The organism is Micromonospora sp. NPDC047707, assembly GCF_040704235.1.
Taxonomy (GTDB): Bacteria; Actinomycetota; Actinomycetes; order Mycobacteriales; family Micromonosporaceae; genus Micromonospora.
Genome location: NZ_JBEYSU010000011.1, coordinates 153936 through 165230, shown reverse-complemented (window position 1 = coordinate 165230; position 11295 = coordinate 153936). Strand labels below are relative to the sequence as shown.

At 73.1% G+C, this 11295-nt stretch carries 10 protein-coding genes and 2 pseudogenes; 6 read left to right on the top strand and 6 right to left on the bottom strand.

Features of this window, described 5'->3' with window-relative positions:
* Nucleotides 1–475 (bottom strand): annotated as a pseudogene (locus tag AB0873_RS15500) (hypothetical protein); the annotation flags it as partial.
* A 536-nt stretch (nucleotides 476–1011) separates the two neighbouring features.
* Between AB0873_RS15500 and AB0873_RS15495 the strand changes: the two are divergent.
* Complete coding sequence (locus tag AB0873_RS15495) at nucleotides 1012–2805, top strand: glycoside hydrolase family 6 protein (protein WP_366600391.1); 1794 nt, start codon at nucleotides 1012–1014, stop codon at nucleotides 2803–2805.
* 148 nt (nucleotides 2806–2953) lie between these two features.
* On the opposite strand, the gene AB0873_RS15490 is transcribed toward AB0873_RS15495, so the two are convergent.
* The 5 genes and pseudogenes from AB0873_RS15490 to AB0873_RS15470 form a co-directional block, all read right to left on the bottom strand.
* Complete coding sequence (locus tag AB0873_RS15490) at nucleotides 2954–3337, bottom strand: hypothetical protein (protein ID WP_366600389.1); 384 nt, start codon at nucleotides 3335–3337, stop codon at nucleotides 2954–2956.
* Nucleotides 3338–4010: 673 nt separating this feature from the next.
* Nucleotides 4011–4274: pseudogene (locus AB0873_RS15485) on the bottom strand (hypothetical protein); the annotation flags it as partial.
* Between the two features lie 259 nt (nucleotides 4275–4533).
* On the bottom strand, nucleotides 4534–5184 hold the full coding sequence (locus AB0873_RS15480; protein WP_366600387.1) for a hypothetical protein: 651 nt from the start codon (nucleotides 5182–5184) through the stop codon (nucleotides 4534–4536).
* Nucleotides 5185–5425: 241 nt separating this feature from the next.
* The gene (locus tag AB0873_RS15475; protein ID WP_366600385.1) at nucleotides 5426–5614 is read right to left on the bottom strand and encodes a DUF397 domain-containing protein; all 189 of its coding nucleotides are present in this window, start codon (nucleotides 5612–5614) and stop codon (nucleotides 5426–5428) included.
* Nucleotides 5601–6398, bottom strand: coding sequence for a helix-turn-helix transcriptional regulator (locus AB0873_RS15470; RefSeq protein ID WP_366600383.1), 798 nt, complete (start codon nucleotides 6396–6398; stop codon nucleotides 5601–5603). Before AB0873_RS15470 ends, AB0873_RS15475 begins: the two co-directional genes overlap by 14 nt.
* Nucleotides 6399–6798: 400 nt before the next feature.
* Between AB0873_RS15470 and AB0873_RS15465 the strand changes: the two genes are divergently transcribed.
* From AB0873_RS15465 to AB0873_RS15445, 5 genes are all read left to right on the top strand, one after another.
* On the top strand, nucleotides 6799–7125 hold the full coding sequence (locus AB0873_RS15465; protein WP_366600382.1) for a hypothetical protein: 327 nt from the start codon (nucleotides 6799–6801) through the stop codon (nucleotides 7123–7125).
* A gap of 269 nt (nucleotides 7126–7394) precedes the next feature.
* On the top strand, nucleotides 7395–9896 hold the full coding sequence (locus AB0873_RS15460; protein WP_366600380.1) for a nitrate- and nitrite sensing domain-containing protein: 2502 nt from the start codon (nucleotides 7395–7397) through the stop codon (nucleotides 9894–9896).
* Nucleotides 9893–10318, top strand: coding sequence for a roadblock/LC7 domain-containing protein (locus AB0873_RS15455; RefSeq protein WP_196255846.1), 426 nt, complete (start codon nucleotides 9893–9895; stop codon nucleotides 10316–10318). The genes AB0873_RS15460 and AB0873_RS15455 overlap by 4 nt, the downstream gene beginning before the upstream one ends.
* Nucleotides 10308–10694, top strand: a complete 387-nt coding sequence (locus AB0873_RS15450) for a DUF742 domain-containing protein (protein WP_366600378.1) — start codon at nucleotides 10308–10310, stop codon at nucleotides 10692–10694. Before AB0873_RS15455 ends, AB0873_RS15450 begins: the two co-directional genes overlap by 11 nt.
* Complete coding sequence (locus AB0873_RS15445; RefSeq protein ID WP_155330567.1) at nucleotides 10675–11277, top strand: ATP/GTP-binding protein; 603 nt, start codon at nucleotides 10675–10677, stop codon at nucleotides 11275–11277. Before AB0873_RS15450 ends, AB0873_RS15445 begins: the two co-directional genes overlap by 20 nt.
* Nucleotides 11278–11295 lie beyond the last annotated feature (18 nt).

The window sequence follows — 11295 nt, the reverse complement described above, 5'->3', positions numbered from 1 at the left end:
CGTGCCGCTTGTCGTCGTGGCGCTTGTCGTCGTGCCGCTTGTCGTCGTCGTGCCGCTTGTCGTCGTGGCGCTTGTCGTCGTGGCGCTTGTCGTCGTCGTGCCGCTTGTCGTCGTGGCGCTTGTCGTCGTGGCGCTTGTCGTCGTGGCGCTTGTCGTCGTCGTGCCGCTTGTCGTCGTGGCGCTTGTCGTCGTCGTGCCGCTTGCCGTCCTTGTCGTGCTTGACCGGCTCGAGCTTGACCTTGCCGGTCACCTTCGACCAGGCGAACGCGTGCTTCTGCGGCTCCTCGCAGATCTGCAGCAGCTTGACCTTCTCACCCGGCTTGACGACGTGCGGCTTGGCGATGACCTTGCCGTCCTTGTCGTTGCGGTGGTGGTCGTGGTCGTCCGCGAACGCGATCCCTGGCGTGAATACGAGCAGGGAGGCGCCACCGAGAGCGGCACCCGCTACGACCTTCCCGAGCATTTTGTTTGCCATGACCTGCGTCACTCCATCCCTCTTGTCCTGGACTCGGCGACAACCGAGCTACGCCCGACGTTAGACCGATTCACAACGTATGAAGGGAAAGATTCGTCTTTTCCACTTTGTGGAGGTCACGGGCGGTAGGGCCGGTACGACCGGTACCGGGACCGACCGCCGATGTTGCCGGTTCCCGGGGCGTTCCAGACCTGTTGGGAGGTGCCGACGCCGGCCGGGGCGGATGGGGGAAACGTCCCCGCTCCACCGGACCGACAGCCATCGGGGCATTGCTATGGAAGCGCTCCCATGCAAGAATCGTCGAACGCGGGGAGCCACGCACCGCGCATCGGCAGGGAGTCGAGGGCAACCGGTCCGCCGGACGACGATCCCGCCGGCCGACCGTCGTCGCGTCGCCGGTCCGGCACACCACCACCGCCCGTCCGGGTCGGGCACCCCCGAACACATCCCCGATGGCGCCGGTAGGCCGTCCGTGCCCGCCGGGCCGTTCCGCCGGGCCGCTCGCGGTCCCGGTCTCGCCCAAGGAGATCTGTGGCATGAATGTGTGGAGAAGGCTCTCCGGCCCACGCCGGGCCCTCGCGCTCACCGGCGCGGGCGCCCTGGTCGCGGGCGGGTTGGTGACGCTACCGGTCACCACGGCCCACGCGGCGACGCAGTGCGAGGTGTCGTACACGACCAACGACTGGCCGGGTGGGTTCACCGCGACCGTCAACATCAGGAACATCGGTGACGCGCTCAACGGGTGGACGCTCGGCTTCACGTTCCCCAACAGCTCGCAGCGGGTGGTGCAGGGCTGGTCGGCCCGGTACGCCCAGTCCGGCCAGAACGTCACGGCGCAGAACGAGTCGTACAACGGCTCGGTGGCCAGTGGCGCCACCGTGAGCATCGGCTTCAACGGCTCGTGGAGCGGCAGCAACCCGAAGCCGACCTCGTTCACCCTCAACGGGGTCACCTGCAACGGCGGTGGCGGACCCACCACCCCGCCGCCCACCACCCCTCCGCCGACGACCCCGCCGCCCACGACGCCGCCGCCGACCACCCCACCGCCCACGACACCGCCGCCCGGTGGTCCCCGGGTCGACAACCCGTACCTGAACGCCCGGGGGTACGTGAACCCGGAGTGGAAGGCCAAGGCCGAGTCGGTGTCCGGCGGCAACCGGGTCTCGAACAACCCGACCGCCGTCTGGCTGGACCGGATCGCCGCCATCAACGGCACCCCGGACAGCAGCTCGAACGGCGCCATGGGTGTACGGGACCACCTGGACGCGGCGCTCGCGCAGGGCGCCAACTACATCCAGTTCGTCATCTACAACCTGCCCGGCCGGGACTGCGCCGCACTGGCCTCCAACGGTGAACTGGGCCCGGACGAACTGCCGCGCTACAAGGCCGAGTACATCGACCCGATCGCCGCGATCCAGGGTGACGCGAAGTACCGGAACCTGCGGATCATCAACATCATCGAGATCGACTCGCTGCCGAACCTGGTGACCAACACCTCCGGCAACCCGGGCGGCACCGCGATGTGCGACACCGTGAAGGCCAACGGCGCGTACGTCAACGGCGTCGGGTACGCCCTCGCCAAGCTGGGCGCCGTCCCCAACGTCTACAACTACATCGACGCCGCGCACCACGGCTGGATCGGCTGGGACAGCAACTTCGGCCCCACCGCCGACATGCTGAAGTCGGCGGCCGTCGCCTCCGGCAGCACCGTGGCCAACGTGCACGGTTTCATCGTCAACACCGCCAACTACTCGGCGCTGCGCGAGCCGTACGTCCGGATCACCGACACGGTGAACGGTCAGACGGTGCGGCAGTCCAAGTGGGTGGACTGGAACCAGTACGTCGACGAGCTGTCGTTCGCCCAGGCGTTCCGGAACAAGCTGGTCCAGGTCGGCTTCGACGCCAACATCGGCATGTTGATCGACACGTCCCGCAACGGCTGGGGCGGCACCGCCCGGCCGACCGGCCCCGGCCCGTCGACCAGCGTGGACGCGTACGTCGACGGTGGCCGGGTCGACCGCCGGATCCACGCCGGCAACTGGTGCAACCAGTCCGGCGCCGGACTGGGCGAGCGGCCGAAGGCCGCGCCGGAGCCGGGCATCGACGCGTACGTCTGGGTCAAGCCCCCGGGCGAGTCGGACGGCTCCAGCAAGGAGATCCCGAACAACGAGGGCAAGGGCTTCGACCGCATGTGCGACCCGACGTACGGCGGCAACCCCCGCAACGGCAACAACGCGACCGGCGCCCTGCCCGACGCGCCGATCTCCGGGGCCTGGTTCCCGGCGCAGTTCCAGCAGCTCATGCAGAACGCGTACCCGCCGCTGTCCTGACCTCCGGCGCCCACCCGCCGCTGGACTCAGGTGAGGCGCTCCAGCGGCAGGTTCCCCGGGCCCCTGGTCCGACCGTCCCGGTCGGGCCAGGGGCCCCCTCGTCCGTACCGGCCGCCGGCCGACGTCCCTACGGGTGCGGCCGGACCGCTCAGGGAACCGTACGTTCGATCGCCGCCCGGCCCAGCTCGGCCAGATCCCGGCGGGCCTTCTCGATGTTCTCCGGCGTCAGGTCCTGACCGCGCGCGGCCACCAGGTCCTCCGGCTCCCAGGGCTGCTCGGCGCCGGTGCGGATGTTGTCCGCGCCGGCGCCCGTGCCGGTGCCGGTAGCGCCGGTGCCGGCGGCGTACGGGTCGCCAATGATGTCGTCCGGCCCGCCGCCTCCGATCGGGCGGTCGCCGGGCTCGGTGAAGGCCGGATTGTCCCGATCGGCGGCGCCGCCCGTCATCAACTGGGGGACCCCCGTGTCGTCCTCGACCGCCGCGGCCACCTCGGGGCTCTCCTCCAGCGGTCGGTCCCGGTCACGATCGGTCATGGTGTCGCCCTCCTGTCCGCACGCGCGTTCGCTACCTCCTCGCGTACCCCGTGCGGCGGACGCCATGCGCGGACCGGCCCGGCCGGTCCGCGCATGCCGCGACACCTCAGCGGCCGAGCACCCGGTCCAGGAAGTCCCGGTACTGCCGTACCGCCATCCGCAGCTGCTCGGTGTCCGCCGAGCCGGCGTCCTGCCAGGCACCGAGCTTCTGCTTCTGCGCCGACAGGGCCGAGGCGAGCGCCTGGATGGCCTCGTCCACCAGCGCCTGGGCCTCGCCGGCCGCCGCGCGCGGGTCGTCGACGAAGCGCAGCTGGACGTCCCGCCAGCGGTCGCGGAAACCCTGCGCCTCGCCGGTGTCGAAGAGCGTCGCCGGCTCGGCCGCCACCGTCGACCCGGCAGGCCGGGCCGTCCCGGCCGCCCCGAGCGAGCCGGTCGTGCCGGCACCGGCGGCGTCGATGTCGGCCCTCGTACCGGCCAGCGTCGGGTCCGCGTCGGGGGAGACGGAGTCCGGGTCGACCATGCTCGGGGTCGCGCTGCCGTACCCGGTCGCGCCGGCCACGGCGGCGTCCGGGTCGCCACCCCAGGTCGTGAGGTCGGCACGCCGCTCCGGCCGGCCCTCGGTGGCGCCCGGCGGCACCACGGTCGCCGTGCCCGTCGCCCCGTCACCGTCGAACGCCGCCGCCCGCTCGTGCCGGCGCTCCTCCCAGCCCGGGCCACCGCGGAACTCGGCGGTCGGGTCCGCGCGCCAACCCTCGCGCTCGCCCCTCTCGGCGCCGTCGCCGGGCCGGGCGGTCGATTCCGTCCGCGGGTCCGGCTCGTCCTCCGGCCGGCCGCTGGCCAGGGCGGACGCGGCGACCGCACCGCCCACGGTGGTGGCGCCGAAGGCGGTCGGCACCGGACCGGGCTCGTGGAACTCCGGGCGCCTCTCGGCATCGGCCCGCCGGTCCCGGTCGCGGTCGCCGGCGTTCCGGTCGTCGTCGCCCGTGTCCCGGTCGCCGGCGACCCGCGGATCGTCGAACGTCCCGCGGTCGTCGAGGGCGTCCTCGGGCACCTCCGTCCGGTCCGCCGGGTCGGCCTTGCCGCCCGTGTCGGTCTTGCCGGCGCTGTCATCCGGCGGTGGCACCGGTACGGGTGCGGAGCGTACGGCCTCCGGGTGGTCGGTCGCCTGCTGCTCGTCCTGACGCATGGTGGTCTCCTCAGCGGCTCGTGACGTCTGGGCGCTCGGGGTCCCGCTGCTCCGGCAGGCGGTGCCCGGCCGGCTGCTCGGCGTGCGGGCGGTGTCCGTCCGGCTCGTCGGTGGTCGTGCCCTGCCCGACCGGGTCCTCGCCGAGCAGGTCGGCGAAGAGCGCCCGGTAGTGGACGACGGCCTGGCGGAGCTCCTCGGTGCTCGCCTCGCCACGCGAGTTGCGCAGGTGGATCTCGTGGGCGTCGCGGTAGTGGGTCAGCGTGCGGGCGTGCTCGACGGAGAGGTGGGCGATCTGGTCGGAGAAGTCACCGGTCGGGTAGCCCCGCTCGGCGACGAGCCGGGTGACCAGTTCGTCCGCCTCGCCGACGGTCTCCCCCGGGGAGTCGACGAAGCGGACCTGGAGTTCCTCCCAGGCGGCGGCGTACCGGGCCCGGTTCTCGGGGGAGAGGGGGACGAGGGTCAGCTCGGCGTGGCGGCGCTCCCGGTCGCGCAGCTCCCGCTCGGCGGCCGTGCGGCTGTCCTGTTCCGCGACGAGACGGTCGTACTCGGGACCGAACCGGGACCGCAAAGCCCGGCGGCGGGCGTACGTCCGGCCCGCGACGGCCAGTGCCACGATCACCAGTACGACGACGACTATGACGATTACCTGCGTGGGCGACATGGCTCCTCCTTCGCCCCCGGTATTCCCTCTTCCTGCTGATCGCCAATCCCGATCCGGGGCACTTTCCTCGCCGAGCGGTGAAACGTCCCGCTCCGGGCGTTTCCGGAGCCGGGCGCGGCCGTCTCGTGTCGAGATCTTGGAGGGAAACGGCCCCGCCAGGGCCGAAATCTTCCAAGATCTTCCGATTGGCATGGAGCGGCCCCCGAGCCTCGCGCTTGGGGGGCCTGTCCGTGCGGTTCGGTCAGTGCTGCTTGGCGAACCTGACGAACGCCTTCCAGGTCGCCGGCCCGAAGGCGAGCACGGGGCCCGCCGGGTCCTTGCTGTCGCGGACGGCCACCACGCCGGGCAGGTTGTCGGCCACCTCGACGCACTCGCCGCCCGCCGAGGTGCTCCGCGTGGACGTCCGCCACCGGGCGTTACTGAGGTCCATGCTGGCTCTCTACTTCCTTGACCAGGGCGACCGACATCGCTTCGGGAAGGGCCGCGCCGCGCACGCCTTCCCACCTGGCCAGAAGCGTAGCCACTTTTTCCTCGGTGCCAACCGCCGCACTGCCGGCCTGGTGGTCGAGACATCCGACCCAGCCGCCGTCCGGCAGCATCGCCAGAGCCAGCGGCCCGTCCAGCCCGATGTACAGGCCGGCGCCCGCCGGGACGACATGGATGTGGACGTAGGGCAGCTCAGCCATGCGCAGCAGGTGGGCGAGCTGCTCCCCCATGATGGCGTCGGCCCGGCGCAGCACGGACTCGTCGATCACGGCGACGACCTGGGGCGGGTGCTCCCTGGTCAGGATCTCCTGCCGCTCCAGCCGGGCGGCCAGGTGTTGCTCGACCTCCTGCTCCGAGCGGGTGTCGACGAGCCGGAACACCGCGCGGGCGTAGTTCTCCGTCTGGAACAGGCCCGGGATCAACAGTGGGTTGAAATACCGGAGCTGCTGGGCTTCGCGCTCGGCTTCCAGCCAGGGCTTGAACCACGTCGGGAGGCTGTCCCGTTGCGCCGAGCGCAGCAGGGACTCGAAGAGGCCGCCCGTTTCCAGGATCTCGTCGGCCCGCCGGGCGTACGGCAGGTCGATCGGCCGGGTTCCGGTCTCCACAGCGGACACCGTCGACGCCGAGTAGTTCGCGCGTTTGCCGAACTCCTCCTGGTTCATGCCGACCAGCGTCCGCTGCCTGCGGAGCTGGGCGCGGATCAGATCGGCGTTCTGCTCGCCTTCCACCGGACCTCCAGAGAGCCGTCAAGATCGCCAGCCGTCGCCAGTCGGCGCGGGTGATCCCCAGACCCCCGCCGTGACCTGCGTCGATGCCTTCCGAGGGTAGCGGTGTCCTCAACAGAATGTCACCCATGCGGACCCGCTCCGCCGAGGGGTGAGGTGGGGCGGGTCCTGCCGGGGCCGCCCCGCACCCCCGGGCGGGGCGGCCCCTTCCCACCGTCGAGGAGGTCGATGTGCGTATCAGCTGGTTCCGGTGCCGGAACGGAGAACCGCCGGAGCTGCCGCAACGGGTTCGGGGCCGGAACCTGCCGGCCTGGATGACGCAGCCCACCCAGGCGTACCCACGGCCCGGCCGCGCCGGCTGGCTGACCCCCGCCCAGCGGTGGCGGGCGAACGGAGGCCGGTGGTGATCTTCGCTCAGCTGCCGCAGCCCCGACTCGGGCCGCACCCCGAGCATCCCCGCTACCGCACCGAAACCAGACCCCCGCACACCCCGCTGCGACCGATGTGGGCGTGCCGGTCGTGCGGTCAGCCGTGGCCGTGCGCCGAAGCCCGGCTCCTGCTGAAGGCCGAGTTCGAGGGCAAGATGCCCAGCCTCTCCATCTATCTCGCCGGTCTGCTCTACGAGGCCATGCACGACCTCTACCACCTCAACCCGCACGACGGGCCGCGCCCGCGCGAGCTGTTCGACCGGTTCGTCGCGTGGGGGCCGTTCCGCAGGTCGGGCGTTTAGGGAGAGGACGCCAGCGCCTCCTCGGTCGGCGGCCGTCGGAGCTGACCCGCCGGCACCGTCCACGGCACCCAGTCGCGCGCCGGGGGAAAGCCGCGAGTCCGTACCGCTGCGGCACGATGGACGGACGGTAGTGCAACCGGCGCTGATTACGTATCCTGCCCAAGGCGTCCGTCGATGGCGTCCCGGCGCCACCGCCGGGTGCGCCGCGCCGGGCGTTGCCCGGCCGGCGCCGGCACCCCCGCAGCCACACCTTCCGGGCGAGGTCTTGAGTGAACACCCGCGACTGGCCGATCCGCTCCAAGCTGACCGCGCTGGTCGTGGTGCCGGTGACCGCCCTGCTCGCGCTCTGGATCTTCGCCGTCACGCTCACCTTCGGGCCCGCGCTGGACCTGCTCTCCGCCCGGACGCTCCTGTACGACCTCGGCCGGCCCGGTGACGCCGTCGTGGTCGAGCTGCAACGCGAGCGCCGCCTCTCGGTGATCCACCTGTCGACCGACCAGGCCCAGCCCGGCCTCGCGGAGCAGCGGCGCCGGACCGACCGGGCCGTCTCCGAGCTGCTCCGCCGGATCAACGGTGAGGAGCTGCGCGACGCCGCCGACGACCTGCTGGACGAGCGCCTGGACGATCTCGTCGTCGCCCTGGAGGCGTTGCCCGCCGGTCGTGAGTTCATCGACCGGCGGGCGGTGGACCGCACCGGCGCGCTCGGCCTCTACAGCGGCATGATCTCGTCGGCGTTCTTCGCGTACGAGGGGATGGCCGCGCTGCCGGACCCGGAACTCAACCGCCAGGCGTTGGCGATCACCGCGCTCGGCCGTGCCCGGGAACTGCTCGGCCAGACCGACGCTCTGCTGGCCGGGGCGTTCGTCTCCGGTCGACTCGCCGACGACGAGCACACCCGGCTCGTGCAGACCATCGGCAACCAGCGGCTGCTGGTGGAGGCCGCGGTGGCGGACCTGCCCGAGGCGGCTCACACGGCGTACCAGCGGTTGACCGAGCAGGCGGCGTTCTCTCGGCTGCGCGCCATGCAGGACGCGCTGGTCACCACCGACGGCCGCCGCCCCCAGGTGGCGGCGGACGCCTGGCGGACCGACTACGCCACCGTCCAGCAGTCCCTACGCGAGTTCGAGCTGACCCAGGCCGACGGCCTCGCCGAACGGTCGGTGCCCACCGCCGTGGGCATCCTGGTCCGGCTCGCGACGGCCGGGGTGCTGGGCCTGGTCGCCGTCGTGGTCTCGCTCGTCGTGGCGCTGCGGGTCGGTCGCTCCTTCGCGTACCGGCTCGTCCGGGTCCGCACCGTGCTGGAACGGGCGGAACGCCGGCTGCCCGACGTGGTGGCGCGGATGCGGCGCGGCGAGGAGGTGGACGTCGCCCGCGAGGCGCCGTCGCTGGAGTACGGCGCGGACGAGATCGGCCAGGTGGGGCGGGCGTTCACCACCGTGCAGCGGACCGCCATCCGGGCCGCCGAGGACGAGGTCAACCTGCGACGGGGCCTCAACGAGGTGTTCCTCAACATCGCGCGGCGCAGCCAGGGCCTCGTGCACCGGCAGCTCGCCCTGCTCGACCGGATGGAACGGCGTACGGAGAACCCGGACGAGCTGGCCGAGCTGTTCCGGGTCGACCACCTGGCGACGCGCCTGCGGCGGCACGCCGAGGACCTGGTGATCCTGGCCGGCGCGGCGCCCGGCCGCGGGTGGCGCAACCCGGTCGCGATGGTCGACCTGATCCGGGGGGCGATCTCCGAGGTCGAGGCGTACGACCGGGTGGACATCGCCGGCGTCCAGCCCGCGGGTGTGACCGGCCGGGTCGTGGGCGACCTGATCCACCTGCTCGCCGAACTGGTGGAGAACGCGACGGCGTTCTCCCCACCGGACACCCGGGTCCTGGTCTCCGGCCAGCGGTTGCCCAACGGCTACGCCGTGGAGGTCACCGACCGGGGGCTCGGCATGCCCACCGAGGCGTTGGAGGACGCCAACCGCCGCCTGGCGTCCTCGCCCGAGTTCGACCCGACCCGCACGGCCCGCCTCGGCCTGTTCGTGGTGGCCCGGCTGGCCGCCCGGCACGGGGTACGGGTCCGGCTCCGCCCGTCCGACGGTGCCGGCCTGACCGCCGTGGTCCTCGTCCCGAACGACCTGGTCACCGAGGAGCCGCCGCTGCTGCCCGCAGGGTCGCCGGACCCGGGGCGGGACGGGCGGCGGGAGACGCTCCCGCGTCCCCCGCGCCCGCGTGCCCCGGAGGCGGCCACGTCCCTTCCCGTCGAGGCCGAGCCCGGTGGCGGCCCGGCTCGGGCGGAGGTGGCCGGTGAGATCGACGGGCTGCCCCGCCGGGTCCGCCACCGCGGCCCGGTCACGCCACTCCGTGCCCCCGTCCGGAAACGGACGGCCGGCGACGTGACGGACCACGGCGAAGCCGGTGTGCCCGACCCGACGGTCACCACGGCCCCGCCCGGGCACGAGGGCGGCGACCCGCCGGCCGACGGCGCCCCGCGCGGCGGGGTGGCGCCGACCACCGCCGCGGACGTGACGGATCCGGGCGAGACGACCGTCGAGGTCCGCCGGCCGGCGGTGGACGGTCCCACGCTCCGGCAACCCGCCGTCGGCGGCCCCGCCTGGTGGGCGCCGGTGGCCGACCCGACCCCGCGAACCCCGGAGGAGGCGCGGCGGGTCATGTCGGCCCTGCAGGCCGGCACCGCCCGGGGACGGGCGGCCGCCGGCCCCCGGGGCGCGGCGTCGGCGGACCCTGAACACCCGACCGTGACTGAGAGGGACGCGTGATGCTGCATTCGACGAGGCAGAGTGCCGGTCTCGACTGGTTGCTCGACGAGTTGGTGGAGCGGGTGCCGTCCGCGCGCCAGGCGGTGGTCCTCTCCGCCGACGGGCTGCTGCTCGGCGCGTCCGCCGGGCAGGAGCGGGCGGACGCGGAGCACCTCTGCGCGCTGGCGTCCGGCTTCTCCAGCCTGGCCCGGGGCGCGAGCCGGCACGTCGCGGGTGGCCCGGTCCGGCAGACGGTCGTCGAGATGGAGTCGGCGTACGTCTTCGTGACCGCGGCCGGGCAGGGCGCCTGCCTGGCGGTGGTGAGCGACGCCGACGCCGACATCGGGCTGGTGGCGTACGAGATGGCGATGCTCGTCACCCGCGTCGGGGAGAACATGAGCGCTCCGGCCCGGTCCACGACGGGCACCGGCGATGCGGGCTGAGGGGGGCAGACGCCACGAGTGGCTGGACGACGACGCCGGCCCGGTGGTGCGCCCCTACACCCTGACCGGGGGGCGCGTCCGGTCCGCCGTCGACGGCTTCGACCTGGTCGCGTACGTGGTGGCCGAGCCGGACGCCGACCCGGCCGCGCACCCGGACCTGCACCCCGAGCACCGGAGGCTGGTGGCGCTGGCCGGTCGCCCGGTGCCGGTGGCGGAACTCGCGGCCGACCTCGACCTCGCGGTCGGGGTGGTCCGCGTGCTGCTCGGCGACCTCGTGGACCGGGGACTGGTGACGGTGCACCAGCCCCCGACCGCCCCGCACCTGCCCGACAACGACATCCTCAAGGCGGTGGTCAGTGGACTCCGTGCGCTCTGACCTGGCGAGAACCGGCACGCGTATCCCGGTCGCGCTGAAGATCCTCATCGCCGGGGGCTTCGGCGCCGGGAAGACCACGCTGGTGAGTGCGTTGAGCGAGGTCCGGCCGCTCCAGACGGAGGAGGTGCTGACCGGCGCCGGCATCGGCACCGACGACCTCTCCGGCGTGGAGACGAAGTCCACCACGACGGTGGCGATGGACTTCGGTCGGATCACCATCAACGAGGACCTCCAGGTCTACCTGTTCGGCACGCCGGGGCAGGACCGGTTCTGGTTCCTCTGGGACGAGTTGGCCTTCGGGGCGCTCGGCGCGGTGGTGCTCGCCGACACCCGGCGGTTGGCCGACTGCTTCCCGTCGATCGACTACTTCGAGCAGCGCGGCATCCCGTTCGTGGTGGGGGTCAACTGCTTCGACGGGGCGCGCCGGTTCGGCCTGCAGACCGTACGCCAGGCGCTGGACCTCGACCCGGACGTGCCGCTGCTGCTCTGCGACGCGCGGGACCGGCAGTCCGGCAAGCAGGCGCTGATCGCGCTCGTCGAGCACGTGGCGCGCCAGCGTGGCGAGCCGGTGCCGACCGCCTGAGGCGGCCCCCGCTTCCGC